Annotated in this window: 23 protein-coding genes; 15 read left to right on the top strand and 8 right to left on the bottom strand. The window is 73.8% G+C overall.

Going from position 1 to position 25,091, the window contains the following annotated elements; translation table 11 throughout:
* Positions 1-2 precede the first annotated feature (2 nt).
* The 3 genes from IPK37_19030 to IPK37_19020 are packed head-to-tail and all read left to right on the top strand — an operon-like array spanning position 3 to position 2,741.
* Positions 3-1,064 carry a hypothetical protein gene (locus IPK37_19030; GenBank protein ID QQS00833.1) on the top strand — a complete coding sequence of 354 codons (1,062 nt, stop codon included), beginning with the start codon at positions 3-5 and terminating at the stop codon, positions 1,062-1,064.
* Between the two features lie 13 nt (positions 1,065-1,077).
* On the top strand, positions 1,078-1,701 hold the full coding sequence (locus tag IPK37_19025) for a hypothetical protein (protein QQS00832.1): 624 nt from the start codon (positions 1,078-1,080) through the stop codon (positions 1,699-1,701).
* The gene (locus IPK37_19020; GenBank protein QQS03019.1) at positions 1,701-2,741 is read left to right on the top strand and encodes an ROK family glucokinase; all 1,041 of its coding nucleotides are present in this window, start codon (positions 1,701-1,703) and stop codon (positions 2,739-2,741) included. Before IPK37_19025 ends, IPK37_19020 begins: the two co-directional genes overlap by 1 nt.
* 66 nt (positions 2,742-2,807) lie before the next feature.
* Here IPK37_19020 and IPK37_19015 read toward each other — a convergent pair whose 3' ends face one another.
* Positions 2,808-3,461 (bottom strand): TetR/AcrR family transcriptional regulator, encoded by a 654-nt coding sequence (locus tag IPK37_19015; protein QQS00831.1) that lies wholly within the window; start codon positions 3,459-3,461, stop codon positions 2,808-2,810.
* A 198-nt stretch (positions 3,462-3,659) separates the two neighbouring features.
* On the opposite strand from IPK37_19015, the gene IPK37_19010 reads away from it, so the two are divergent.
* A complete protein-coding gene (locus IPK37_19010) occupies positions 3,660-3,959 on the top strand; it encodes a hypothetical protein (GenBank protein ID QQS00830.1) in 300 nt (99 codons plus the stop codon).
* 137 nt (positions 3,960-4,096) lie between these two features.
* On the opposite strand, the gene IPK37_19005 is transcribed toward IPK37_19010, so the two are convergent.
* A complete protein-coding gene (locus IPK37_19005) occupies positions 4,097-4,687 on the bottom strand; it encodes a hypothetical protein (GenBank protein ID QQS00829.1) in 591 nt (196 codons plus the stop codon).
* Positions 4,688-5,071: 384 nt separating this feature from the next.
* On the opposite strand from IPK37_19005, the gene IPK37_19000 reads away from it, so the two are divergent.
* From IPK37_19000 to IPK37_18990, 3 genes are read left to right on the top strand one after another with little or no spacing between them, the layout of a single operon-like run.
* Complete coding sequence (locus IPK37_19000) at positions 5,072-6,253, top strand: 1-acyl-sn-glycerol-3-phosphate acyltransferase (GenBank protein QQS03018.1); 1,182 nt, start codon at positions 5,072-5,074, stop codon at positions 6,251-6,253.
* Positions 6,254-6,263: 10 nt separating this feature from the next.
* Positions 6,264-7,598: a 3-deoxy-7-phosphoheptulonate synthase class II gene (locus IPK37_18995; protein QQS00828.1), complete on the top strand. Its 1,335-nt coding sequence runs from the start codon at positions 6,264-6,266 to the stop codon at positions 7,596-7,598.
* A gap of 13 nt (positions 7,599-7,611) precedes the next feature.
* A complete protein-coding gene (locus tag IPK37_18990; protein QQS00827.1) occupies positions 7,612-8,205 on the top strand; it encodes a molybdopterin-dependent oxidoreductase in 594 nt (197 codons plus the stop codon).
* Between the two features lie 25 nt (positions 8,206-8,230).
* On the opposite strand, the gene pknB is transcribed toward IPK37_18990, so the two are convergent.
* Both pknB and IPK37_18980 read right to left on the bottom strand, forming a co-directional pair.
* A complete protein-coding gene (gene pknB / locus IPK37_18985; protein QQS00826.1) occupies positions 8,231-10,264 on the bottom strand; it encodes a Stk1 family PASTA domain-containing Ser/Thr kinase in 2,034 nt (677 codons plus the stop codon).
* A gap of 71 nt (positions 10,265-10,335) precedes the next feature.
* The gene (locus IPK37_18980; protein ID QQS00825.1) at positions 10,336-11,460 is read right to left on the bottom strand and encodes a LysM peptidoglycan-binding domain-containing protein; all 1,125 of its coding nucleotides are present in this window, start codon (positions 11,458-11,460) and stop codon (positions 10,336-10,338) included.
* A 325-nt stretch (positions 11,461-11,785) separates the two neighbouring features.
* On the opposite strand from IPK37_18980, the gene IPK37_18975 reads away from it, so the two are divergent.
* The gene (locus tag IPK37_18975) at positions 11,786-12,211 is read left to right on the top strand and encodes a DNA-binding protein (protein QQS00824.1); all 426 of its coding nucleotides are present in this window, start codon (positions 11,786-11,788) and stop codon (positions 12,209-12,211) included.
* A gap of 90 nt (positions 12,212-12,301) precedes the next feature.
* Here the strand turns inward: IPK37_18975 and IPK37_18970 are convergent, their stop codons facing one another.
* The gene (locus IPK37_18970) at positions 12,302-13,378 is read right to left on the bottom strand and encodes a polyprenyl synthetase family protein (protein QQS03017.1); all 1,077 of its coding nucleotides are present in this window, start codon (positions 13,376-13,378) and stop codon (positions 12,302-12,304) included.
* Positions 13,379-13,483: 105 nt separating this feature from the next.
* Between IPK37_18970 and metF the strand changes: the two genes are divergently transcribed.
* Positions 13,484-14,851 carry a methylenetetrahydrofolate reductase [NAD(P)H] gene (gene metF / locus IPK37_18965; protein ID QQS00823.1) on the top strand — a complete coding sequence of 456 codons (1,368 nt, stop codon included), beginning with the start codon at positions 13,484-13,486 and terminating at the stop codon, positions 14,849-14,851.
* A gap of 59 nt (positions 14,852-14,910) precedes the next feature.
* On the opposite strand, the gene IPK37_18960 is transcribed toward metF, so the two are convergent.
* On the bottom strand, positions 14,911-15,525 hold the full coding sequence (locus IPK37_18960; protein QQS00822.1) for a DUF4126 domain-containing protein: 615 nt from the start codon (positions 15,523-15,525) through the stop codon (positions 14,911-14,913).
* A 288-nt stretch (positions 15,526-15,813) separates the two neighbouring features.
* Here IPK37_18960 and IPK37_18955 point away from each other — a divergent pair, with 288 nt between their 5' ends.
* The 6 genes from IPK37_18955 (at position 15,814) to IPK37_18930 (ending at position 24,058) form a co-directional block, all read left to right on the top strand.
* Positions 15,814-16,089 carry a hypothetical protein gene (locus IPK37_18955; protein QQS00821.1) on the top strand — a complete coding sequence of 92 codons (276 nt, stop codon included), beginning with the start codon at positions 15,814-15,816 and terminating at the stop codon, positions 16,087-16,089.
* 112 nt (positions 16,090-16,201) lie between these two features.
* Positions 16,202-16,711: a hypothetical protein gene (locus IPK37_18950; protein QQS03016.1), complete on the top strand. Its 510-nt coding sequence runs from the start codon at positions 16,202-16,204 to the stop codon at positions 16,709-16,711.
* 111 nt (positions 16,712-16,822) lie between these two features.
* Positions 16,823-21,103 (top strand): DNA polymerase III subunit alpha, encoded by a 4,281-nt coding sequence (locus IPK37_18945; protein QQS00820.1) that lies wholly within the window; start codon positions 16,823-16,825, stop codon positions 21,101-21,103.
* A 39-nt stretch (positions 21,104-21,142) separates the two neighbouring features.
* Positions 21,143-21,925: a methyltransferase domain-containing protein gene (locus IPK37_18940; GenBank protein QQS00819.1), complete on the top strand. Its 783-nt coding sequence runs from the start codon at positions 21,143-21,145 to the stop codon at positions 21,923-21,925.
* A 186-nt stretch (positions 21,926-22,111) separates the two neighbouring features.
* On the top strand, positions 22,112-23,401 hold the full coding sequence (locus tag IPK37_18935) for a DNA polymerase IV (protein QQS00818.1): 1,290 nt from the start codon (positions 22,112-22,114) through the stop codon (positions 23,399-23,401).
* A gap of 246 nt (positions 23,402-23,647) precedes the next feature.
* The gene (locus IPK37_18930) at positions 23,648-24,058 is read left to right on the top strand and encodes a DUF3040 domain-containing protein (GenBank protein ID QQS00817.1); all 411 of its coding nucleotides are present in this window, start codon (positions 23,648-23,650) and stop codon (positions 24,056-24,058) included.
* Between the two features lie 104 nt (positions 24,059-24,162).
* Here the strand turns inward: IPK37_18930 and IPK37_18925 are convergent, their stop codons facing one another.
* Entirely contained in the window at positions 24,163-24,654 is a 492-nt protein-coding gene (locus IPK37_18925) for a DUF456 domain-containing protein (GenBank protein QQS00816.1), read from the bottom strand.
* 4 nt (positions 24,655-24,658) lie between these two features.
* A complete protein-coding gene (locus tag IPK37_18920) occupies positions 24,659-24,868 on the bottom strand; it encodes a hypothetical protein (protein ID QQS00815.1) in 210 nt (69 codons plus the stop codon).
* Positions 24,869-25,091: the final 223 nt, after the last annotated feature.

Below are 25,091 nucleotides of genomic sequence, written 5' to 3'. Positions count from 1 at the left end.
CCGTGCGTACCCATCTGCTCACCGGGCCCGGCGGGTCCGGGGTGAGCAGCATGGCGGCCGCCCTGGCGGCGGGACTCGCTGGCAACCCCGCAACGGCGCCCCAGGAAGCCGGGCCCACGGTGACGCTGGCCTGCGTCGGCGACGACGGCTCGACGGCGCGGCTGGCGGGCACGGACCCCTCGTACGCCGTGGTCGACCTGGCCGAGCCGGCCCCCTGGGGCGACCTCGACGCGGTGCTGGCCTCGACGATCGAGCGCTTCGGCGGGGACGGTGACGTGGCCGAGGAGTGGCGGCGGTTGCCGGGTGCCGACGTCCTGACCGCGTTGGTCTCGCTCGGCGAGGCGGTGGCCGCCACGGACGTGCTGGTGGTGGACCTGGGGGACCTGCGACTCGCCGGGAAGTTCCTGGCCGCCGCGACACGGGTGCCGTTCGCGCTGCGGGGAATGCTGGGGCTGCAAGCCCTCGGGGCGCGGCTCATCGGGCCCACCGCGGCCCACGCCGTCCCGCGGTGGCTGGACGCCCTCGAAGCGGCGCTCGAGGTGCTGCGGGCGCCGGACACGTTGCTGCACGTCGTCGCGGGGGAGGGGCCGGTGGCCCCGGCCAAGGTCCGCCGGGCGGTGCCCCCTCTCCTGTTGTCCGGGGTGTCGCCGGGACTGATCATCGGGGGTGGCGCGCTGGCCCCGGCGTACGACTGGGCTCCCTTCACCCCCGCCGCCGCCACCTCCTGGCCCGTCGACGACCGGGGCAGACTCCTGCCGGACGCCGATCGCCTCATGGCGCGGATCGTCGCCACGCTCGACGAGGTGGGGCCCACGCCGTGCGTGCTGTCGCGGGCGGCCGACCACCTCACCTGGCGGGTGCCGCTGCCGTGGGTGGGAGCGTCCGACGTCCAGGTCGATCACCGCGGCGAGGACCTCGTGGTGACCGTCCACGGGGTCCCGCACCTGGTTCAGCCACCCGCGGTCGTCCGCCGGTGCATCCCGGTGCGGGCCAGCCTCGACGGGACCTACCTCGAGGTGGAATCCGTCCTGCGCGAGGGAGCGTGGCGTCGCCGTGAGAGATGACTTCGGAGGGGACATGGACGCCGAGCCGACCCCGTCCACCCGCGCCGCCGACGCGCTGGTCGACGACGACATGGCCGTCGACACCGACATCCAGAATGACGGCGACGCCGCGGCGCAACCGCGGGCTCAGGTGCGTCGGGAGGCCCGCTTGCTCGCGGCAGCGCTCCAGGACGTGCTGCGGCGGGTGGAGCCGGTGGACGGCGCGTCGGGGGAGTCGACGTCGTCGCGGCAGCCGTCGGGGCCAGGGGAACCGGGCGACCGCGGCGAGCCTGGGCCGCAGGAAACAGCCGACGGTACGGCGCGGGCCGGCGCTTCCTCGGGCCGGGGCCGCGCCGAGGCGTCCGAACCACCGCACCTGCACGCCGACGCGCCGCGGCCCGACCCGGCGGCGCTCTCGGAGATCCTCGCCGGTGCCGGGCTGGTCGCCCGCGGCGGCATGGACCTGGTGGGCGGACTGCTGTCGCGGCTGCTGGCGGCCGGCGGCAGCCCGCAGGATCCCCCGGCGACCGATGACCTCGACCCCGCGGCGGAGGGTGACCGATTGGCCGCGGGGCCGCCGCGGGTGGTGTCGTATCGTCGTTCGCCGGTCCGCCGGATTCCCGTCCACGACGCGTCGGAGCCCACCCAGCTGTCATGATGCGGATCCGGAGGAAGCTGCGACCGGGTGCAGACTCGGCGCAGAACCGGGGAGCGGAGGACTTCGTGGACGTCGCGCTGGGGATCGACATCGGTGGCACCAAGGTGTCCGGGGGGGTCGTCGACGCCTCCGGACGCATCCTGCGCCGCGCCCGGCGGGCGACGCCCGACCGCTCGACGAGCCCGCGGGTCGTCGAGGACACGATCGTGGCGGTGGTCCGGGAGCTGGAGGCGACCACCGAGGCCACGGAGCAGGTCCAGGCCGTCGGCGTGGGTGCCGCGGGATGGGTCTCCAGCGACCGAGCGACGGTGCTGTTCGCCCCGCACCTGTCCTGGCGGAACGAGTCGTTGCGGGACGCCCTGCGCGACCGGATCGGTGCCCCCTTGTTCGTCGACAACGACGCGAACGCGGCCGCGTGGGCGGAGTGGCGCTTCGGGGCCGCGCGGGGCCAGCAGGACATGGTGATGATCACGCTGGGCACCGGCATCGGCGGGGCGATTCTGCGGGACGGCCGGGTCGAACGCGGCCGGTGGGGGATCGCGGGGGAGTTCGGGCACATGCAGGTGGTGCCGGACGGGCAGCGCTGCGAATGCGGGAACCGGGGGTGTTGGGAGCAGTACGCCAGCGGCAACGCGCTGGTGCGCGAGGCCCGCTCGATGATCGACGCGGGCTCGCCGATGGCGACCGACCTGGCGGCCCGGCTGAGCGCGGACGAGGGACCCCTCAGCGGGCCGCTGGTCACCGCAGCCGCGCAAGAGGGCGACCCCACGGCGGTGGAGCTTCTCGCCGAGGTCGGTCATTGGCTAGGCGTCGGGTTGGCCAACCTGGCGGCCGCGCTCGACGTCGGGCTCTTCGTCATCGGCGGCGGCGTCAGCGCGGCCGGTGATCTGCTGATCGGGCCCGCCACGGAGACGTTCCGGCGGCGGCTGCCCGGACGCGGCTATCGTCCCGAGGCCAAGATCGTCGCCGCGCAGCTCGGGCCCGACGCGGGCCTGATCGGGGCCGCGGACCTGGCCTGGGCGGAGGTGCGGCGGCCCTGAGCCGCGGCGCCGCCTGACGTCCCCGCGGCGCTGCGCACGCAGGGGCGACGACGCGTCGGGCGTGGCTCAGCCCTGCGCGGGGAGGGGGAGCCCGCACAGCGCGTGCAGGGTCTGGTCGATCATCAGCGGCACCGGCGGCCAGGGGAATGCGGGCTTGCTGACGCGCAGGGTGACGATGCCGTGCAGCGCCGACCAGAGCAGGCACGCCGTCGCCGGGTCCGGGAGCGGGCCGCCGATGCCGACGTCCCGGCAGCGCGCGATCGACGCCTGCAGTTCCTGCACGATCTCGGCGCCGGGCAGCTCGGCCAGCTCCCGGGGTCCCACCGTGCTGGGCACCGCGGTGAACATCACCCGGTAGTTGCCGGGCTGCTCCTGGGCGAACTGCACGTAGGCGGTGCAGCGCGACCGCAATTCCCGGTCGGGGCTCCCGGCCTGCCGGCCGGCCTCATTGAGGACGTCCCGCAGCTCGGCGAAGCGCTCGGCGAGGACGGCCCGGACGAGCTCGTGCTTGTCCGGGAAGTGCGGGTAGATGCTCGGTGCCGCGACCCCGGCCGTCCGGGCGACCGCCCGCAGGGACAGCGCCTCCTCGCCCGGCACGGTCTCGAGCAACTGGCTGGCGCTCGCGATCAGGTCGGCCCGCAGCCGGTCGCCCTCCCCGCGGCGATTGCGTCTGCGGGGCGCTGCCGCGGACGTGGCGGACTCGAAAGCGGCTGGGGGCATATCGCTCCTTCCGGGGGTCGCAGGTGCGGGTTCGTGCCGTGAGGGGGCCTGGTGAAGAGTACCTTTCGCGTTCCCGGGGCCCCCTCGCGACCGCCCCCGGAACAGACTCGCGCGCGGCGGTCACGGGGGTGCGCTATCACCCAACATATGTTAGCTTACGCGTGTAAGATCATCAGCAGCCACAGCGAAAGTTCCGCCATGAACGGTCGCCAGCTCCGCACCGCCCTCCGAGGCGCGCACGTCGTCATCGGTCTGGTTGCGGCGTTCCTCATCTATGCACCCCTCGCCAGCGCCGAGACCGTCCGGACCTTCCTGGCCGTCGGCATCATCCCCGCCCTGGTGCTCACCGGCGTCGCCATGTGGCAGCAGGCGAAGCTGCGCAAGCTCTTCCAGCGATCGGGCGGTCGCGGCGCCGCGGGCCCTCGCACCCCCACGGTCAGCGCGGCGAAGGGTTCCGCGGGGCGCGCTCCCGACAACGCCCGAGCGACGCGGGGCTGAAGCCAGGATCGGGGTGGCGATTCAGCCCTTCGTGCGCGATGGTCGGCCGCGGCGAGGGCCTGCCGTCGCGACTGCCCGCCGCGGGACTCTCGGAAGGCTCGGAGCGGGCGACCGTACGGCGTACGGGCTGAGCCGTCCTACACGCGCGCCCCGTCGTCGTCCTCGTCATGGCGTTCCGGCAGCGCCGTGATGAGCGCGACGAAGCCGGCGAGCGTGGCGAGGCCGGCGAGCAGGTAGGGCAGCGACGTGCTGTGCGGGGCCGTCAGCGCCCAGACCACGAAGAGCACCGGGCCGAACAGCAGACCCGTCACGGCGGCCCAGAATCGCGCGCCCCGCGGCAGGGGCGGGTCGGGCTGCTCGAACGCCTCGTCGGGCAGGTCGTCGTCATCCGGGGGGACGTGCACCCGCCAGCCCGCGGGCGCCACGGCGAAGCTGGGCGCCGGGGGAGCCGGTGGCGCCGCCGACCGCGGTGTCGCCTCGGCGGCGGCCTCGCCGTCGGCCGCGCGCGGCTCGACCGGAGCATCCGAGCGGTCGGCCGGGGGAGCGCCGAGCACGTTCGGCTTGTTCGCGCTGCCGGGCGGCAGGTTGGGCGTCGGCCGCCGCGACGGATCAGCCTCGAGGTCCCAGCCGGCGATGATCGCGGCGAACGCGGCGTCGACGTCGGCGTCCCCGCCGGGACCCCGGTCCTGATCGTCCGGACCCCGGTCCGGCCACGGTGGGTTCGTCATGGGCGTCGACCGGGCCGGGCCGCGCGCTGGACCGGGTCGCCGGTCGGCCCCGCGGCAGTGGACATGGGCGCTCCCGGGTGGCGATGAGGCGGGCGTGAATACGGTGCTCCGGCACGGTCGGATCACCTGGAGGCAAGCTGGGAGAATTCTTCCACGTGCGCAACCTCCTGGCGACCGCCTCGCGGCATCTGGGCCCCTGGTCCCGGCCCAGCACCTGCCAGCACCTGCCAGCATCACCCGGTGGCGCCGACGGGCGGCAGCCGTCCGGAATCGTCAGCCCCGCGCTGGGGTCGCCGCGAGTTCATGTCAGAGGCGGCGCAACGCTCCCGCAGGCTCCCCTTGGGTGACGTACAGTCGTACGGCCGTCAAGAAGGGGTCGTCGCCATGGTCTACCGGGTCATCAAACTCATCCTCTATCCCATCCTCACGACGCTGTTCCGGCCCCGGGTGGAGGGCCTGCAGCACGTGCCGAGGAAGGGCGCCGCGATCCTGGCGAGCAACCATCTGTCCTTCTCGGACTCGATCTTCCTGCCCCTCATGCTGCCGCGGCGGCTGACGTTCCCCGCGAAGATGGAGTACTTCACGGGGACCGGCATCAAAGGTCGACTGACGGCGGCCTTCTTCCGCGGCGTCGGTCAGATCCCCATCGATCGCTCCGGCGGGAAGGCGAGCTGGGCGGCGATGGAGGCCGGCCTGTCGATCCTCCGGCAGGGCGAGCTGTTCGGGATCTACCCCGAGGGCACCCGCTCGCCCGACGGTCGGTTGCACCGCGGGAAGACCGGCATGGCGCGCCTCGCGCTCCTGGCCGGCGTGCCGATCATCCCGGTCGCCATGATCGACACGGACAAGGCGCAGCCGACGGGCCAGGTCATTCCCAACATCACCCAGATCGGCATCCGCATCGGCGCGCCGATGAACTACTCCCGCTTCGCCGGTCAAGAAGAGGACCACGAGGTCCTGCGGCACATCACCGACGAGGTGATGGCGGCGCTGCAGCAGCTCTCCGGTCAGGAGTACGTGGACGAGTACGCCGCCGATCGCAAGCAGGCGATCGCCGAGCGGGCCGAGCGCATGATGGCGGCGGCCCGCGCGCAGGCGGAGGCCACCGCGGCCCGGGCGCGGGCGGAGGCCGCCGCGGCGACGGCGCGCGCGCGCGAGGAGGCCCTCTCCGCGGCCGCCCGGGCGCGGGCGCAGGCGGACGAGTACGCCGAGCGGGCAAAGGCCGAGTACGCCGCAGCGGTGGAGCGCGCCAACGAGGCCACCGTCCGAGCCCGGGCCCAGGCCACCGAGGCCACCGCAAAGGCGTTCGCGTCCGCGGCCGAAGGGGCCGCCGCGGCCGAGGTGTGGCTCAAGCAGGTGCGTGACGACAACGTGGCGCGCGCCGAGGAACTCACCAACCGCGCCGACGCGATCACCGCACGAAGCACGCCCGAGGACGCCGCCGCGACCGACGAGAGCGGCGCGACGGCAGAGGACGGGGCGACCGACGACGTCGGAGAGGCGACGGAGCAGGCCCCCGGCTTCCGGCATCCGGACCCCGCGAGGGGCGATCAGGGCGCCGAGTAGCCTGGTGGACGTGACCGTCAAGCAGTCAACGTTGGACTGGCCGGTGCTCCCGGCGGCCCAGCAACCCCTCTGGCCCGACCCCGACGCCCTGGCCCAGGCGCGCGCCACACTCGCCTCGTGCCCGCCGCTGGTGTTTGCGGGCGAGTGCGACATCCTGCGCCAGCGCCTCGCGGAGGCCGCCAGCGGCGAGGCGTTCGTGCTCATGGGTGGGGACTGCGCGGAGACCTTCGCCGCGGCCACGGCGGACAACATCCGGGACCGGGTGAAGACGTTGCTCCAGATGGCGGCGGTGCTGACCTACGGCGCCAGCACGCCGGTGGTGAAGCTCGGCCGGCTCGCGGGGCAGTACGCCAAGCCCAGGAGCAAGGACACCGAGGTGCGCGGCGAGGTGGAGCTCCCGGCGTACCGCGGGGACATGGTCAACGACTACGCGTTCACGCCCGAGTCCCGGCGGCCCGATCCGGAGCGGATGGTGCGCGCCTATCACGCGAGTTCGGCCACCCTCAACCTCGTCCGGGCGTTCACGCAGGGCGGTTTCGCCGACCTGCGCCACGTCCACGACTGGAACCGGGGATTCGTCGCGACGGCGGCGAACCGCCGCTACGAGCGCATGGCCCACGACATCGACAAGGCCATGCGCTTCATGGCCGCTTGCGGCGCCGACTTCGAGGCGATGCGCCGCGTCGACGTGTGGGCGAGCCACGAGGCGCTCCTCGTGGACTACGAGCAGCCGCTGACGAGGATCGACAGCCGCACGGGCCTGCCCTACGCGACGTCCGGGCACTTCCTGTGGGTGGGCGAGCGGACCCGAGACCTGGGCGGCGCCCACGTCGACCTGGTCAGCCGGATCCGCAATCCGGTGGGGGTCAAGCTCGGCCCCACCGCCACGGTCGACGACCTGCTGGGCCTCGCCACCCGCATCGACCCTGACCGGGAGCCTGGCCGGCTCACGATCATCGTGCGGATGGGCGCCCGGAAGGTCCACGACGCCCTCCCGGGGCTCATCGAGGCGGCCCGCGCGGAGGGCCTGACGCCAACCTGGATCTGCGATCCGATGCACGGCAACACCTTCGAGACGGCCGGCGGCTACAAGACCCGCCGCTTCGACGACATCGTCGCCGAGGTCCGCGGGTTCTTCGACGTCCACCGCTCCCTGGGCACCTGGCCGGGCGGGCTGCACGTCGAGCTCACCGGCAACGATGTCACCGAGTGTCTCGGCGGATCCGTCAACCTGCACGACGAGGATCTTCAGCTGCGCTACGAAACGGCCTGCGACCCGCGCCTGAATCACCAGCAGAGCCTTGAGCTGGCCTTTGTCGTCGCGGAGATGCTGGCGTCGTCCTGAGGCGGCCTCGATCATGACCGCGCCCGACTTCGCCGACGACCGTCAGCTGCCGCCCGGGCAGCGTCGGTTGGAGACCCTCAAAGTCGTGCACTACGGCCGGGTGCCGAAGCTCGACCTCGACCGGTGGCGGTTGACCGTGTCGGGCGCGACGCGCGACGGTGCGGAGCACGCGTTGACCTGGGCCGAGATCGAGGCTCTCCCGCAGGTCGAGGTGACGGCCGACCACCACTGCGCGGCGCGGCACAGCGTCCTCGACGTCACCTGGGGCGGCGTACGCACCGCGGAGCTGTTACGACGGGTGCCGCCGGCCGACGACGCGCCGTACGCGTTGGTGTCCGCGGTCTACGGGTACAGCGCCAACGTGGCGGTCGCCGACCTGAGCGCGCCGCGCAGCCTGCTCGCGACGAGCCTCAACGGGGCGCCGCTGACCCCGGAGCACGGCTGGCCGTTGCGCCTCGTCATGCCCCACCTCTACGGGTGGAAGGGGCCGAAGTGGCTGCTGCAGATCGAGTACCACCGCACGCCGATCCGGGGGTTCTGGGAGCAGCGCGGCTATCACTTCACCGGTGACGTGTGGCGCGAGGAGCGCTACGCCCATCAGGAGTAGCGGCGCGGGAGTGGCGGCGTGGCGGTCAGACCACTCGCAGCGTCACGGTCGAGCCCCGCGGCGCCGACGTGCCCCCGGACGGGTCGGTGGCCCGGGCCGTGCCGAAGACGCCCCCGAGGATCCGGTCGATCTGGACCCTGAAGCCCGCCTTCTCCAGGGCGGCCCGCGCCTCGGCCTCGGGCTTGCCCTGAACCACCGGAACGGGGACGAGATCCGGACCCTTGCTCACGGTCAGGGCGAGCTGGTCGCCGCGGTAGAGCGTGCCCGAGGTGGGGCTCTGCTTGATGACGACGCCCTTGGGCACGTCGGTGCTGAACTCCTCCGTGACCTGGGCCCGGATCCCCGCGGCGTCGAGGCTCTTCTGCAGGTCGGCCAGCGGCTTGCCCGTCCAGTCCGCGACCTCGAACGGCTTGCGGCCCTTGCTCACGACGTACCCCACCGGCTTGCCCGCCCGCAGCGTCTCCCCGGCCTTCGGGGCCGTCCCGATCACCTGCCCCGCCGCGACCGTCTCGCTGAAGTCCTCCGAGCGCGAGCCCACGGTCAGCCGGGCGTCCTGCAGCGCCGCCCGAGTCGCCTCCTCGCTGCGGCCCGCCACGTCCGGGACCGTGACGACGTCCGGGCCCTTGCTGACGGCCAGCGCGACAGCGGTGGCCCGGCGAGCCTCGGCGCCTTCGCCGGGGTCCGCGGAGATGACGATCCCGGACTTCACGTCGTCGGAGAACGTCGGGCGCAGGTCGGCTCGCAGGTCCTGGGCGGCCAACGACGCGACGGCCTGGTCCTGGGTGAGCCCGGCGACCTTCGGCACGACCCGCGCCGAGCCGGGGCCGAGGAACTGGTACCAGCCGACCCCCCCGCCCACCAGCACCAGGGCCGCGAGCAGCGCGAGCAGGATCTTCCGGACCGGACCAGGGCGCCGGTCCGCCGCGTCGCGGTGGGCGCCGGTGGGGGGCGGCTCGTCGCCGCCGCCCGCGTCGCCCACGGCGACGGGGGCGACGCGAGCGCCGCTGCCCGTGGCGTCCTCGCCCGGTACGCCGGGCGCGGGCGAGACTTCGGACGCCGCACCCGCTCCCGCCCCACCCGCGGCGCTGAGACCTGCCGAGCCCACCGAGCCGGCGAGCATCGGCACCGGCTGGGTCGGCCGGACGAGCCGGTCGGTGAACTGGGGGCCGGCCGGGTTCATCCGGCCCGGTGCGGGCAGGTCCAGCTCGGCGGGCTCCAGGATTGCGGCGGCCCGATCCAGCTCGGCGAGGAAGGCGGCGGCGTCCTCGGGACGTTCCGAGGGGTCGCGGCGGGTCGCCGAGGCGACCAGGGCATCGAGCGGGTGGGCCAGCCCCGGCCGCGCGCTGCTGGGCGCCGGCACCGCGCCGTGCACGTGTCGGTAGGCCACCTGGATCGGCGTGTCCCCATCCACCGCCCGGCGCCCGGTGAGCAGCTCGAACAACACCAGGCCGGCCGCGTACACGTCGCTGCGGGCGTCGGCGCGACCCGACTCGACCTGCTCGGGCGCCAGGTAGCAGACCGTGCCGAAGGCCGCGGGGCCCAGCGTGCTCGTGGTGACCGTGGACACCGCCCGCGCGAGACCGAAGTCGGCCACCTTGACCTGCTCGGACTCGGTGAGCAGGACGTTCTCGGGCTTCACGTCGCGGTGCACGATGCCGGCGCGATGCGCCGACCCCAGCGCCTGGAGGATCTGACGCTGCAGCCGCAAGGCCTCCCGCGGAACGAGCGCTCCCTCGCTGTCGAGGCGGGCGCGCAAGGTGCGCCCCGGCACGTATTCCATCGCGAGGAACACGACGTCCTCGTCCTGACCCTGGTCGTAGACCGCGACCACGTGCGGATTCGTGAGTTGGGCCGCGGCGCGGGCCTCGCGGCGGAACCGCTCGACGAACCCCGCGTCGCGAGCCAGGTCCGGGCGCATGACCTTCAGGGCGACCTGGCGATCGAGACGCTCGTCGAGGGCGACGTACACGCTGCCCATCCCGCCGTCCGCGAGGTGGGCGCGCACGCGGTAGCGACCGTCGACCAGCCGGCCGACAAGCTCGTCGCGGGTCGCCGTCATAGCGGGAGTCTAAGTGGGTCCACTGACCGGTCTCGGCAAGCCCGCGCGGGTCGTTTGTGAGGCCCGCGCGGTCACATCTGTTGCTTGTACGCCTGCACCGAGGCGACGTAATCCCAGGTGTCCTGGTAGAGGCCCCGGTCGCGGATCGAGGTGAGGCCCTGGTAGTACGCCGCGAGGGCCTCCGACTCCGAGGAGGTGGATCGGGTCAGGCTGCGCAGGAGCACCACCCCGCAGGTGATGTTGTCCTGGGTGTTGAGCAGGTCGAGGCGCCGTCCGATCAGCTCGCTGACCCAGCGGCCCGTCGAGGGGAGGCACTGCATGACGCCGAGGGCATTCGCCTCGCTCACCGCGCGCTGCGACCAGCGGGACTCCTGCCAGGCGACCGCGAGGGCCAACCGCGGATCCAGCCCGTGCGCCTGCGCCGTCGACACGATCATCGAGCGGATCTGGGTGCGGTCCGGCACGGCGACGCTGTTGAGGTAGCTCAGGTTGGCGGAGGCCGACGACGCCAGGGCGCCCGTGGAGGTGGTGGAGGCGGCGCTGGAGGCGAGGCTGCCGGCAACGGTGAGGCGGTCACCGGGCTTGATCGGGTAGTCCAGGTCGATGCTGTTCGCCTTCGCCAGGCTGGTGACCGAGACGCCGTACCGGGTCGCGATGTCCCACAGCGTGTCGCCGGGCCGCACGGTGACGGCCGTCCCGCCGGTGTCGGCCGCCCCGGTCCGGGCGGCCTTCGTCGCCTGGCGGGAACCCCCGCCGGCCGTGGACCAGCCGCCGCTGGGCACGGTGAGCCGCTGCCCGGGCAGGATCGTCGAGGTGTTGCTCAGGCCGTTGGCGGCGAGGAGGGTGTCGATGTCGATGCCCGCGGCGCTGGCGATGTCCCAGGCGCTGTCGCCGGCGCGCACGACGTAATTGCCGACCCCGGTGCCGGTCGATCCCGTGGTGGCGGCGCCGCCCGTCGTGCCGTCGCGCGGCACCGAGATGCGGTCGCCGACGCGCAGCGTGACGCCGCCGGAGGAGAATCCGTTGCGGGCGACGAGGTCGGAGACCGTGGTGCCGAACCGCTCCGCCACGTCCCACAGGGTGTCGCCGGAGCGTACGACGTACGTCGTCCAGCCGGAGGCCTGAACGGTGACGCGGACCGCCGGGGAGGCGTAGTCCACGACGTGCGCGGGGGGCATGTCGGTGACGGGAGTCATCGGTGGTCGAGGTCCTTTCCGGCGTTCCGTCGACCGTGGCCGCGGGCGAGCCGCGGGCCCCGGCGGGCGGTGACGCATGTGACGAACGAGCCCGAGGTGACTGGGGTGTCCAGAGCGACCCATGGGATCCCTGTGCCGTCTGCGACCGTAGCGGAGGGCCCCGCCGGCGGCCGGGATCCCGCCCGCGACGCGCCGAAATTCTGTGTCGGACGGTCGTCCTCAACGTTTGGTGGCTCTGGCTGCACGGGCGGATGTGGGCGTCGGCGGATCGGGATGGCATGCTCCCGTTGTGCGCGCGAAGAGGTCCCGGAAGGGCGACGCAGGGATGGACGATCTGGGCGAGGCGGCGGTGACGACCCGCAGCCAGGAACGCGGCGCCGCGGACGCGGCGGCGGTGACGGCGCTGGAGGGGATGGTCGACGCCTGGTTGGCCGTTCCCGAAGCGGCCCAGCTGCAGGGCGTTCCGCTCGCGGTCGTGCGTCGGCAGCTGCAGGACCGGGAGCTGCTGGCCGTCCGCCGCGGCGAGAACAGGGCGCTCTACATCCCCGCCGCGTTCCTGACGGCCGACGGTCCCCGACCGGATATGAAGGGCACGTTCACCGTCCTCTCGGACGGGGGGATGTCCGATCCGGAGCTGCTGACCTGGCTGTTCACCCCGGACACCAGCTTCCTCGGCGGCAGCGCGATGGGATCGATCCTGGCGGGCCACAAGACGGAGGTACGGCGCCGCGCGATGGAGGAAGCCTTTTAGCGGCGGCAGCACCGGCGGCCGACGCGCCTGGAGCTCCCGAAGGATTCCGCGCCGCAAGGACGCCGCTCCGGGGACGCCGGGCCGTGAGTCCTAGCTCTCCCGCGCGGTCGTCAGGTCGATGAGGTCTGCCAGCGCGGCCCGGCCGGGCTCGGTCAGGCCCGTCGTCGCCGCGAGTTCGGCGCGGGCGGCGGCGACCTGCGCGGCAATGAGTTCCTCGTGTCGGTCGGGCGCCCCCGACCGACGGACCAGGTCGCGCAGCTCGGCGACGTCGTCCGCGGTCAGATCCGGCCGGCCCAGGCCGGCGAGCATCCGGGCGCGGCCGGCGTCGTCGAGCCCGTCGAGGGCGAGCGCCAGCAGCACGGTCCGCTTCCCCTCGCGCAGGTCGTCGCCCGCCGGCTTGCCCGTGGTCGCCGGGTCGCCGAACACGCCGAGGACGTCGTCGCGCAGCTGGAAGGCCTCGCCGAGCGCCAGGCCGTACGCCGAGAGGCGGGCCGCGTCAGCCTCGCCGACCCCGGCCGCCTGTGCGCCGATGAGCAAGGGGTGCTCGATGGTGTACTTGGCGCTCTTGTAGCGCACGACGTCCCGCGCCTGGGCGACGCGCGCGGTCGTGTCGAGCCCGTCCCAGCCCCGCGCCGACACCAGCACGTCGAGGAACTGGCCGCCCATCAGCTGGGTGCGCATCGTGTCGAACACGCGCCGGGCCCGGGCCAGCTCCGACGCCGGCAGCCCACTGGTGGCGACCATCTCGTCGGTCCACACCAGGCAGAGGTCGCCGGCGAGGATCGCCCCGCTGACGCCGAAGCGGTCGCCGTCCCCGGTCCAACCGTTCGTGCCGTGTTCCGCCGCGAGCGCGCGGTGCGCGGTCGCGTTGCCACGCCGGGTGGCGCTGTCGTCCATGACGTCGTCGTGCAGCAGCGCGGCCGCCTGGAACAGCTCCATGGCGGTGGCGACGGAGAGCATCGCCTCGTCGGCGGTCCCGCCGCAGGCGAGGTAGCCCACCTGAGCGAACGCCGCCCGGAACCGTTTTCCGCCGGCCAGCAGCGAGGCGATGGGGTCGACGAGGCGCGCCATGTCGTCGCCGAGCTCGGCGAGCACGCCGCGCTGGTGCGCCACCTCGGCGTCGATCCGCTGCTGGACGCGGCCGCGGAAGGCGCCCAGGTCCCACATGCTGCTCAACGTCGTCCTTTCGCCGGGTCCGGTCGGCCCGTCCGGTCAGCCTACCTACCCGGTCGGCGGGTCCGCCGGTCGCCAGGCGTCTCCTAGGCTGGAACCATGTCCCGCGCCGCGATTCCCGCCCTGCTCGCCGCGAAGGCGCCCGCCTTCAGCTTCGAGTTCTTCCCGCCGAAGGACGACGCGGCGGAGGCGGTGCTGTGGGACGCCGTACGCCGGTTGGAGCCGCTCGCGCCCGCGTTCGTGTCGGTGACGTACGGCGCGGGGGGATCCACCCGGGACCGCACCGTCCGCGTCACCGAGCGCATCGCGCACCAGACGACGCTGCGGCCGATGGCCCACCTGACGTGCGTCTCGTCCTCGGTGGACGAGCTGCGCGAGGTGATCGGGGCCTACGCCGCCGGCGGCGTGCGCGACATCCTCGCGCTGCGCGGGGATCCCCCCGGTGGCCCGGGCGCCCCGTGGACCGCGCACCCCGAGGGGCTCGACCACGCCGAGGACCTGGTGCGACTCGTGCGGAGCCTGGGGGACTTCACGGTGGGCGTCGCCGCCTTCCCGGACAAGCACCCCGAGGCGTCCTCGCTGGAGGTGGACGCCGACGTGCTGGTGCGCAAGTTCGCCGCGGGGGCGGAGTTCGCGGTCACGCAGTTCGTCTTCGATGCGACGGCGTACGCACGCCTGCGCGACCTCGTCGCCGCCCGGGGGCACAACGAGCCGATCGTGCCCGGGTTGATGCCGGTGACCTCGTTCAAGCAGGTGGCGCGGATGGCGGAGCTGTCGGGTACGCCGTTGCCGGCGGCCGTCGTGGACCGGCTGGCCCCGTTGGAGGGCGACCCGACCGCGCTGCGGGCCGAGGGGGTCGCCATCACGACGGAGCTGGCGCAGGCCCTGCTGGCCGAGGGCGCGCCGGGCCTGCACTTCTACACGATGAACCGCTCGACCGCGACGCTGCAGGTTCATCGCAATCTCGTCGGCCAGCTCCCCACGCCGGAGGCTGGGGTGCCGGCGTCGGCGCTGGCCGGTGACGCCTCCGCCGCGGGGCTGGGCGCTGCCCAGCCGGCGGTCCCTGGCCCCGGTGCTGGGAGCTTCGCCGGGGGCTCTACTCGGGGCTCGACTCAGGGCTCGACTCAGGGATCGGTCGGGGATGCGGTGGCGACGGTGCAGCGCTTCCTCGCCGCGGTGGACGCGGGGGATTGGGCGCAGGCGGCGGCAGCCCTGGGCCCCGACGTGGAGGTCCAGCTGCCGGTGTCGGGGACCCGGCTGGCGGGTCGCGAGGCGGCGGTGGCTCGGCTGGCGGAGCAGCGGGGGCGGCTGCGGGTGGAACGAATGGTCCACGACGGCGCCCGGCAGGTCGTGGTCTGGCTGACCACGCAGGACGAGACGGGGCCCGTGCACGACACGGCGTTCTTCACCCTCGACCCGGTGGGCCCGATCGAGTCCGTCGTGGTCCTGCGGGCCCGCGGGACCTGAACCCCGCGTTAAACCCCTCGGGGTCTCACCGGCGCTAGCCCCCGCAGGTCGGCTGCGGGTCAGTCGGCCGGGGCGATCGTGCTGCCGAACGTGCGCTCGCCCCACTCGTCGTACCGGCGCTTGAGCCGCCGCACCCGCCGGAACAGCCAGAACGCGAGGATGACGCCGACCACCAGGAGGACGGCGGCGATGCCCGCGGCGACGAACGGCTGCGCCGCCGCGAGCGAGATCACGCCGGTGACGGCCACGTCCTCGGCCGTGCTCACGACGACGTTGCTCACCGGTTCGGGGGAGGAGTTCACGCCGAGCCTGATGCCGGCCTTCGCGAAGTGGCTGATGAGGGCGGTGACGCCGCCGGTCGCGGCGAACACGGCCGCGTCGAGGCTGCTGTTCTGGTTGCCGATGAGGTAGCCGACCGTGGCGCCGACGACCGGGCGGATGGCCGTGTGCACGGTGTCCCAGGTGGAGTCGATGTAGGGGATCTTGTCCGCGAACATCTCCAACAGGAACAGGATCGCCGCCACGATCAGCACGTCCGTGCGCTGGAGCGCCCCGGGGATCGCCGAGACGTGGGCGAACCGGCCGAGTAGACCCATGACGACGACGACGGCGTAGGCGTTGATGCCGCTTGCCCACCCCGTGGTGAACGACCAGGCGACGAGCTCTGCGCCCATGGGGCCTCCTCCAGCGGCCAAGGCGCGGGCCGGGCGCGGGCGCCCCGACGGGCACCAGGGCGGCAACGACGCGTCCGCCTCCTCTATTCCGCCTGATGAGGGCGCGAACGGCAACCCGACGTGCCGTGTCGGGTCGCGGAAATCGGGGGCGCGACGTCGCTTGCGTCTCACTTGTCCGCGGGGGTGTTGAGCGTTGTCGGAGGGCTCCCGTAGCATTCCCTGCATCGAACACGGATACGAAACGCGTGTTCGACGGTGCGGTGCTGGTGAGGAGGGGTTGTGCGACGCATGGACGAACCGATCGCGGTGCTGCTCGACGAGACTGCCGCGGTTCCGGTCGCCTTCACCTGGCGCGGCAGATCGTACGTCGTGCGCGAGGTCCTCGATCACTGGCGCGAGCGACGGGCCTGGTGGCGCACGGCCCTGGAATCCGGCCACCTCGACGCCGAGGACCTCGAGGAAGGGGTGTGGCGGGTGGCCGCCAGCCCGGGGCGGGCCTTGCACACCGGCGTCTATGACCTCGGACGGTCCCATGCCTGGCGGCTCTTGCGGGTCGCCGATTGACCGGCGGGTGCCCCCCGGTCTCGACAGTTCTCTTCCCCCAACCGACAGCCTTGCCAACGAAGGAGTCGTGATGACCCTCTGCCCAACCATCCCGGACGTCGTCCCCCAGCCGATGTCCCGAGCGGTTCCGGCGACCGTCCCGGCCGCGTCGGCCGTCCCTGGGCGGCGGGCGGCCGGGCCTGAGAGGCGGGCGGCCGGGCCCCGGGGGGATGGCCTCGGGTCCGCGCTGGACCTGCTCGATCGGGCCCAGGCGACGTTGCTGGCGGCGTGTCGGGCCACCACCTCGGCCGACCGCTATGTCGCCGCCCACCTCGGCGCCCTGCGGTGCGCCGCGGCGTTGCTGGCGGCCCACCCGCAGGCGGGTCTGCGCGGCGGTCCGGTGCGCACGGTGTGGTCCCACCTCGGCCGCATCGCCCCCGAACTGGGCGAATGGGCCGACTATTTCGCGCTGATCGGTGCGCGTCGGGCGCAGGTGGAGGGCGGGGCGACACCCACCCGCCGGGAGGCCGACGACGTGCTGCGCTCGGCGGAGACCTTCGCCACCCTCGTCCGCGGGGCCCTCGGGCTTCCGACCGAGACCGGCGCCCCCGCCGGGCCGCTGGCGGCCGTCGGCTGGCCCTGAGCGGCTTCGTCGAAGGAGGGTCGGCGGCAGCCGCCGTCACCCAGGTGATCACCCGCGTCGAGGTTCATCGAGCGGGCCCCCGACAGATTCAGCGATCGTGAGGAGAGCCGGATGCGTGCGGAGTTCGTGCACCTGCACGTGGCGTCGTCGTACTCGATGCAATACGGCGCGTCGGCTCCCGCGCGCCTGGTGGAAGCCGCCGCCGCCGACGGGCAGCCAGCCCTGGCGCTGACGGACCGGGACGGGCTCTACGGCGCGATCCGGTTCGCTCGTGCCTGCACGGAGGCGGGCATCGCCCCGATCCTCGGGGTGGACCTGGCGGTGGCGCCCGCGTGGGGGGACGGCACGCCGGTGGCACCCGGCGGGGCGTCGTTGGTGGCACGGGGTTCGGGCGTGCGCCGGACCCCCGCCCGCGGGGGCATGCCCGTCGACGACCGGCTGCCCAGGGTGACCGTGCTGGCCCGGGGGGCGGCCTCCGGGATGGCGCCCGGGCAGGGGTGGGCGGCCCTGTGCCGCCTGGTCACGGCGACCCACCTGCGCGGGGAGCGCGGCCGGCCCGTCAGCACGGTGGAACTCATCGCCGAGCACACACACACCCGCCGCGCATCCGTCGGGAGCGGCGTGAGCGACGCGGCGGACGATCTCCGCGGTCCGCGTCCGGGGGCGGTCGCGCGTGGCAGCCAGGTGCGCCGCGGTCCCCGGCCGGGGACCGCCGGCAGTCGGCCCTCCTATCAGGAGGCGGCGCCGGGCAGCCTGGTGGTCCTGCTCGGCCCCGACTCCGATGTCGGCCGGGCCGTCCTCGCCCGGCGCTACGCGAGGGCGGAGGCGCTGCTGCGCCGCTGGGTGGACGCCTTGCCGGCCGGGTCCGTGACGATCGAGCTGACCTGTCACGACGGGCCGCCCGACAGTCCGGGCAGCGCCGCGCACTGCGGGGCGCTGGCCCGGCTGGGGATCCGCGCCGGGCTGCCGGTGGTGCTCACGGCGGCCGTCCGGCACGTGGAGCCGGGGCAGGCCGTGGTCGCCGATCTGCTCGACGCGGCCCGCCGGCTGGTCCCGCTGGCGGAGCGCCACCTGGACCGCACGACGACGGCGGGGCACCTCGCGGGGGCCAAGGCCATGTACGCCGTGGCTCGCCGCATCGCCGGCGGCGACGTGGCGGCCCGGGAGCTCCTGCGCGAGACCGTCGCCCTGGGCATCGCCTGCATCCAGCACCCCCGCGAGGACCTGAGCATCGGTGCCGTTCACCTGCCCGAGCCGACCGCCATCGGGCTACCCCCGGGCGTCGACCCCCAGCGGGTGCTCGCACAGCGGTGCCGGGCGGCAGTGGGGCAGCGCTATGCCGCGCGCTCCGGGGACGCCGCGTTCCTGGCCCGGGTCGCCGACCGGCTCGAGGACGAGCTGGCGGTCATCGCCACCCTGGGCTACCCCACCTACTTCCTCACGGTGGCCGCCGTTGTCGACCTGATCCGGGATCGCGGGGTCCGGGTGGCCGCGCGGGGTTCGGGGGCAGGGAGCATGATCAACTACCTGCTCGGCATCAGCGGGGTCGAGCCGCTCGCGCACGACCTGCTCATGGAGCGGTTCTGCACGCCGCTGCGGGCCCAGCTCCCGGACATCGACATCGACGTGGAGTCGGCGCGGCGCACCGAGATCTACGAGGCGATCCTGGCCCGCTTCGGCGGGGCGCGGGTGACCTGCGTGTCGATGATGGAGACCTACAAGGTGCGGCACGCCATCCGGGACGTCGGCGCCGCGCTAGGACTGCCGCCCCCCGAGATCGACCAGATGGCCAAGGCCTTTCCGCACATCCGCGCCCGCGACGCCCGGCACGCGATCGCGGAGCTGCCCGAGCTGGCGGCGAGCGGCTACGACAGCCCCCGGTTGGCGCGGCTCTTCGAGCTGGTCGAGGCCCTCGACGGGCTGCCGCGGCACATCGCGCTGCACCCCTGCGGGGTGATCCTCTCGGACGGCGGACTGCTCGACCGCACGCCGGTGGAGGCGAGCTGGCTGGGGTTCCCCATGAGCCAGTTCGACAAGGACGACGTCGAGGCGGTGGGGCTGCTCAAGCTCGACGTGCTGGGGATCCGGATGCAGTCGGCGATGGCCCACGCGATCACCGAGATCGCCCGCGTCGAGGGGGTGAGCGTCGACATCGACGACCGGGACCAGGTCCCGCTGGACGATCCGGTCACCTACGACCTCATCCGCTCCACCCGCACCCTGGGCTGCTTCCAGATCGAATCGCCCGGGCAGCGCGAGCTGATCGGCAAATTCGCGCCGGAGACCTTCGACGACCTGGTCATCGACATCTCTTTGTTCCGACCAGGTCCGGTGAAATCAGATATGGTCACCCCGTTCCTGCGCGCGCGGCAGGGCTGGGAGCCCCCCGACCTGCTGCATCCCACCCTGACCGAGGCCCTCGCGCCGACCTGCGGCGTGGTGGTCTTCCACGAGCAGGTGCTGCAGATCATCGCGGTGACCACCGGGATCTCGCTGGCGGAGGCCGACGAGGTGCGGCGCGCGTTGGGATCGCGCGACGGGCAGGACCGGGTCGAGACGTGGTGGAAACCGGCGGCGCGGGCCCGTGGCTACGCCGCCGCCAACATCGAGCGGATCTGGGGGGTTCTGGCCGCCTTCGCCTCGTTCGGGTTCTGCAAGGCGCACGCGGCGGCGTTCGCCCTGCCGACCTACCAGTCGGCCTGGCTCAAGGCGCACCACCCGGCGGCGTTTGTCGCGGGGGTCCTCACCCACGACCCGGGCATGTATCCCAAGCGGCTCATCCTCGACGACGCCCGCAACTTCGGGGTGGCCGTTCTGGGGTTGGACGTCAACGCCTCCGCGGAGGCCTACCGGGTGGAGCGCGACGAGTCAGGCCGCCTGGGGATCCGGATGGCCCTGACCGATGTGAAGGGCATCAGCGCCGAGGAGGTGGCGCGGATCGTGGCCGGCGCGCCGTTCGGCGACCTGGAGGACTTCTGGCGCCGCGCCAGGGTGAGCCTGCCGGTGCTGGAGCGGCTCGTGCTCGCCGGCGCCTTCGACGCCCTCTACGGGCTGGATCCGCGGCGCGAGCTGGGCCGGCACGGCCGGCTGACCCGGCGTGATCTCCTGCTCTACGTCGCCGAGCTGGATCGCTGGGGCCGCGCAGTCGACCGTGGCGCCGCCTCGGGCGCGGGTCGAGGGGTGGGCCGACGCGCCCGGGGAGTTCAAGTGAAGGCGCGCGTCTCAGCGCCACACCAGCCGCTCGGGCGGGAACCGGAGCGGCCGGGGCGGGAGCCGGATCGGCCGCAGGGGTGGGATGCTTCCGTGACCGTGGCGGACCGGCCACCGGAGGGGAACGTCGCCGCGGCGGATCGGCCGCAGGGGTGGGAGATCGCCGCGGCCGCCGCGGGCCAGTCGCAGGGGCCGGCCGTCGCCGTCCCCGCGGCCGAGCGCCCTCGCCAGCTCGTCCTCGACCTGGGTGACGCCCCGGTCCTCACCCCGGCCTCCGGGCTGCCGGAGCTGAGCGATGCCGAGCGGATCCGCGCCGAACTCGACATCCTCGGGATGGACGTGTCGGCACATGTGCTCACGCCGTACTGCGAGATGCTCGCCGACCTCGGCGCGGTGCGCTCCAGTGGGGTGCGCGACGTGCGCAGCCGCTCCGAGATCCTCGTCGCCGGGGTGAAGGTCGCCACGCAGACGCCGCCGATCCGGTCGGGGCGGCGCGTGGTCTTCCTGACGTTGGACGACGGCGCCGGACCGGTGGACGCGACGTTCTTCGAGGACGTGCAGGGGCCCTATGCGGCCACCGTCTTCCACTCCTGGCTCCTGGTGGTGCGCGGCATGGTCCGCCGGACCGGGCCGCGGGGGGTCTCCCTGCGTGCGACCGGAGCGTGGGAGCTGTCCGGGCTGCACGCCCTGTGGTGCACGGGCGGATCGCAGGCTGTCCTTGAGGTCCTCGATGCGGCCCCGAACCCGGCGTACGGCGAGGGCGCCCGCGCCGGTGCCGCCGAGTCCCGATCCACCCGACCCGTCATGGTGCCGGTGCCGGCCCATGCCGGGGCGGTGGCCGAATTCGGCGGTCGCGGGGCCCCGCTCGTCGAGGCGGGGGCAGTGGGAGGCCGGGACGGGGAGAGCGGCCCGCGCGCCGGTGGCATGGGTGGGGGTTCGGGTGTGGGGTTGGGCGCCCGGCGGGTGCTGGTGCACCCTTCGGGGTTCCGGCAGTCGCCGTACGCGGACGTCGCCCCGCCGGGGGCGCAGGTGCGTTCGGGGCGGGGCCTCGCGGCGGCGCCGGGGGTCGGCGGGGTGGGCCACTCCGGTCCCGTGGCCGACGCCGAGCAGGTCTCGGGGCGATCCCCGCGAACCGCGCCGCGCAAGTTGTGGCACTCCAGCCCCGGCAGCTCGGGGCATTAAGGTGAGGCACGAACGCCGCCCCACGAGGAGGACGCGCCCATGTCCGAGGATTCGCGCCGCCGCCGCGGGGCACTGGCCACCTCCCCACGCACCGCGATGTTGTGGGAACGCGTCACCGCCGCCGCCGCGCAGCGCTCGGAGCAGCTCGGCCGTCCGCTACGCGTGGTCGACCTCGGCGGCGGCACCGGCGGCATCGCCGTTCCCCTGGCCGCGCTCGGGCATCACGTCACCGTGGTCGATCCCAGCCCGGACGCCCTTGCCTCCCTGGAGCGCCGCGTCCGCGACGAGGGGATCACCGACGCCCCCCGCCATCTGGAGGCCGTCCAGGGGGACTCCTCGACCCTGGCGCGGCTCGACCTGGGGGAGGGAGTGGACCTGCTCACCTGCCACGGGGTCCTGGAACTCGCCGATGACCCGGCGGGCACCCTCGCCGACATCGCCCGCGCCCTGGCTCCCGCGGGGCTGCTCAGCCTCCTCGTCGCGCAGCGCCTCGCCGTCGTCCTGGCGCGCGCGCTCGCGGGCCGGTTCGCCCAGGCGCAGGCCGCCCTCAGCAGCGTCGATGGACGGTACGGCGAGACCGACCCGGTGCCGCGCCGATATACCCCGCAGGAAGTTTCCGATCTCGTCGGCGCCGCGGGGCTGGAGGTGGTGGACTCGCGCGGGCTGCGCGTCTTCACCGATCTGGTGCCCTCCTCGTTCGTCGACAGCGACGCCGACCGCAACGCCCTCCTGGAGCTGGAGCGCGCCGTGGCCGAGCACCCCGACGCCGACCTGCTGGGTCGGCTCGGCAGCGCCCTGCACCTGCTGGCCCGGCGCCCCTGAGCCCCTGTCCATATCCGCGACCGTGGCGCCCGCAACGGTGACCGGGACCAGGTCCGCGACCGTGACGACGTCGCACCGGAGCGCCGGCCCAGGGACGAGGTCGCCCCGGACGGCGGGCCCCGGCATCCGGCGACGGCGTACGCCCGGGCGGCCCCCTCGGGGGCCGCGTCGGCCGGGGGCCGGCCCGTGAGCCGCCGTCGCTACGCGCTGCCCGCCCGCGTCGGCGACGGACCCCCCGACGACACCGGCTGCACGATCCTGCACGTGGACATGGACGCCTTCTACGCCTCCGCGTCGTTGCTGTCCCGCCCGGAACTGCGCGGGCGGCCCGTGATCATCGGCGGGGGTCATCGCGGGGTGGTGCTCTCGGCGACGTACGAAGCTCGCACGTACGGCGTCGCCTCCGCGATGCCCATGGCGCGGGCCCGGCGCCTGTGCCCCCAGGCGGTCGTGATCTCGCCCGATCACCGGCTCTATGCGCGCATCTCCGACGCCGTGATGGCTGTCTTCCGCGACGTCACCCCGCTCGTCGAGCCACTGAGCCTGGACGAGGCCTTCCTCGATGTGGCCGGGGCCGTGCGCCGGCTCGGTTCACCCGCGATGATCGGCCAGCAGATCCGTGACACGATCGCCGACGAGCAGGGGATCACCTGCTCGGTGGGGGTGGCCGCGACCAAGTTCGTCGCCAAGCTGGCCTCGGGACTGGCCAAGCCGGACGGGCTCGTCGTCGTGCCGCAGGCGGAGGCCACCTCCTTCGTGCAGCAGCTGCCCGTGGGGGCGCTGTGGGGCGTGGGGGAGCGCACCGAGGAAGAACTGGTGCGGCTCGGCCTGCACACCGTGGCCGACATCGCGCACACCCCCGCCGAGACGCTCCGCCGCGCGCTGGGGGAGACCGGTGTCCACCTGCACGAGCTCTCCTGGGCACGGGATCCGCGCCGGGTGGCGCCGGCCCGCACCGAGAAGTCCGTCGGGTCGGACGAGACGTTCTCCTACGACATCGACGATCCGGAGGAGATCCGGCGTCGCCTGCTGCGCCTGTCGGACCGGACCGCAGCCCGGGCCCGCGCGCAGGGGATGATGGGTCGAACGGTGACGATCCGGGTCAGGTTCGCCGACTTCACGACGATCACCCGGTCGCGCACGCTGCGCGGCCCCACGGACGTCAGTCGGGACATCTACGCCACGGCCGTCTCGCTCTTCGACGGGCTCGGACTGCGCCGGGTCCGGATCCGGCTCGTGGGCGTCCGCCTCGAAGGTCTCCAGGAGGCCGCCACCGCCCCGGTGCAGGGGCTGCTGGACGAACCGGAACACGGGTGGCGCGACGCCGACCGCGCGGTCGACAGGGCCAGCGCACGGTTCGGGGCGGGGGCCGTCCAGCCGGCATCGCTGGTGGGTCGGCGGCCCCGCAAGGACACCGACACCGCTGCGCCACGGCGGCGCACGTCGCCCGGCGAGGGACCTGGTCAGGGCCCCTAGAGCCGGACTCCCCACGAGCGCCGAGCCATCCTGGCGGTCGACCGGGTCAGCCGTCCCGGGGGTCGTCGCCGAGTGGTTGGCCCCTGCGCTATCGAAACGGGAAAACGCCGCCTATCCTGGTGAGACCGACACCACGACGTGTCGGGGGGCGGGCGTCCTTGACGATGCTGAAGCGGTTACGGTATGACCACCCAACTGGTTCGGTGCGCGTCTCGCAAGGAGCGCCTCGGCGTAAGGAGGCAACGGATGCCATTGTCGGAACACGAGCAGAAGCTCCTGGACCAAATGGAACGTGCCCTCTATGCCGAGGACCCGTCGTTCGCCACGCAGATGAAGGGCCACGGTCGGCCCGGCGGCACCTCCCGGACGCACCTGGTGGGCGGCATCATCGTGGCGGTCCTCGGACTCGCGGTCGTCGTTCTCGGCGTCAACGCGGCCAGCATCCCGCTCGGCGTCGTGGGCTTCGTGATCATGGTCGCCGGCGTCGCCTGGGCGATGACCCCGCCGCGGGGCAGCCGCTCCGATGCCGCTCAGTCGGCGGCGCAGCGCCAGGGCCCAGCCCGGCCGGCCAAGGGGACGAAGAAGGCCCGCAACGGCGGTTCGTTCCTGCAGAAGATGGATGACCGCTGGGAGAAGCGTCGGCGCGAAGGCCTCTAAGCGAAGGCCCCCGAACGCCGTCCTCTCAACGAAGGCCGCTCACCCGAAGGCCGCGGTACCAACCGGCCTCCAGACCGCTGCTCCTCGTGGTCAGCCCGGCAAGGTCAGCCCAGAAGGCGCCAGGCCCCGACCGCCCATACGGTGGCGATCAGCGTCCCCGCGGACAGCTCGATGCCGAAGCTCGTGGCCGCCGCCACCAACGCCCGACGTACCGACGGCCAGGCCGCCGCGACCGTGCGCTGCCGCACCAGTTCAGCCAGGAAGACCCCGGAGACGAAACCCACGAGCAGGCCGACGCCCGGGATGAGGAACACACCCAGCACACCACCGACCGCGCCCGCCACGAGGGTGCGCTGAGGCACCCCCGCGTCGCGCAGCCGCCGGCCGGGGATCAGGTATTGCAGGGTCCACCCGAGCGCCGCGATCGCGGCAGCCGCGGCCAGCACGCCCCACCCCACCGGGTCGTGGGCCACCAGCGCCCACAACAGGACGGAGCCCAGGACAAGAATCAGTCCCGGCAAGACCGGGACGACGATGCCGGCGAGTCCGATCAGGATGCCGACGGCGGCCAGCGCGGTAACGACCGGGAGGTCCACGTCCTCAGCTCTCGAGCGTCATCTCCGCGGAGAGCCGGCCGGTCTCGTCACAGATCTCGGCAATGCCGCTGAGGGCCGGGACGTGCTGGCGGGCGTGGTGGCCGCAGAAGAGCAGCTCCCCCCCGGATGCCAGCCGCGCGCGCACATAAGCCTGTGCGCCGCACCGGTCGCAGCGGTCAGCGGCGGTCAGAGTGTTCGCCAGTGCAGTGCTCACGTCAACCTTCCCGCCATAGCCCCCGCTGAGCGACCCCGGGTGGGTCGGGCGCGGGCCATGAGCCTCGACTCGTCCAACAGTCAAGCATGCCCAGGTGTTCCCGCCGGACAGCACGCGCTGGTCGGCAGGTCGGGTTCTCGGACCGCTGATACCCCTCTCATCGACGGCTATGCCCCTGCGACAAGGGCAATCTCGGGCTTTCCCCGGTCAAGGATGGCCGCGG

Origin of the sequence: Austwickia sp. (assembly GCA_016699675.1) — a bacterium.
In the GTDB taxonomy this organism is placed as follows: Bacteria; Actinomycetota; Actinomycetes; order Actinomycetales; family Dermatophilaceae; genus Austwickia.
Note: the sequence above shows the minus strand (reverse complement) of the source record. Positions and strands in the feature narration are given on the sequence as shown.

Excerpts from the sequence above, each read along its gene's own strand:
- IPK37_18990 (QQS00827.1), top strand. The coding sequence starts at position 7,612 with ATGACCGCGCCCGACTTCGCCGACGACCGTCAGCTGCCGCCCGGGCAG.
- IPK37_18980 (QQS00825.1), bottom strand. The coding sequence starts at position 11,460 with ATGACTCCCGTCACCGACATGCCCCCCGCGCACGTCGTGGACTACGCC.
- IPK37_18945 (QQS00820.1), top strand. The coding sequence starts at position 16,823 with ATGCGTGCGGAGTTCGTGCACCTGCACGTGGCGTCGTCGTACTCGATG.
- IPK37_18975 (QQS00824.1), top strand. The coding sequence starts at position 11,786 with ATGGACGATCTGGGCGAGGCGGCGGTGACGACCCGCAGCCAGGAACGC.
- IPK37_18960 (QQS00822.1), bottom strand. The coding sequence starts at position 15,525 with ATGGGCGCAGAGCTCGTCGCCTGGTCGTTCACCACGGGGTGGGCAAGC.
- IPK37_19020 (QQS03019.1), top strand. The coding sequence starts at position 1,701 with ATGCGGATCCGGAGGAAGCTGCGACCGGGTGCAGACTCGGCGCAGAAC.
- IPK37_18955 (QQS00821.1), top strand. The coding sequence starts at position 15,814 with ATGGACGAACCGATCGCGGTGCTGCTCGACGAGACTGCCGCGGTTCCG.
- IPK37_19015 (QQS00831.1), bottom strand. The coding sequence starts at position 3,461 with ATGCCCCCAGCCGCTTTCGAGTCCGCCACGTCCGCGGCAGCGCCCCGC.
- pknB (QQS00826.1), bottom strand. The coding sequence starts at position 10,264 with ATGACGGCGACCCGCGACGAGCTTGTCGGCCGGCTGGTCGACGGTCGC.
- IPK37_18930 (QQS00817.1), top strand. The coding sequence starts at position 23,648 with ATGCCATTGTCGGAACACGAGCAGAAGCTCCTGGACCAAATGGAACGT.
- IPK37_18940 (QQS00819.1), top strand. The coding sequence starts at position 21,143 with ATGTCCGAGGATTCGCGCCGCCGCCGCGGGGCACTGGCCACCTCCCCA.
- metF (QQS00823.1), top strand. The coding sequence starts at position 13,484 with ATGTCCCGCGCCGCGATTCCCGCCCTGCTCGCCGCGAAGGCGCCCGCC.
- IPK37_19000 (QQS03018.1), top strand. The coding sequence starts at position 5,072 with ATGGTCTACCGGGTCATCAAACTCATCCTCTATCCCATCCTCACGACG.
- IPK37_19025 (QQS00832.1), top strand. The coding sequence starts at position 1,078 with ATGGACGCCGAGCCGACCCCGTCCACCCGCGCCGCCGACGCGCTGGTC.
- IPK37_18970 (QQS03017.1), bottom strand. The coding sequence starts at position 13,378 with ATGTGGGACCTGGGCGCCTTCCGCGGCCGCGTCCAGCAGCGGATCGAC.
- IPK37_18950 (QQS03016.1), top strand. The coding sequence starts at position 16,202 with ATGTCCCGAGCGGTTCCGGCGACCGTCCCGGCCGCGTCGGCCGTCCCT.
- IPK37_19010 (QQS00830.1), top strand. The coding sequence starts at position 3,660 with ATGAACGGTCGCCAGCTCCGCACCGCCCTCCGAGGCGCGCACGTCGTC.
- IPK37_19005 (QQS00829.1), bottom strand. The coding sequence starts at position 4,687 with ATGACGAACCCACCGTGGCCGGACCGGGGTCCGGACGATCAGGACCGG.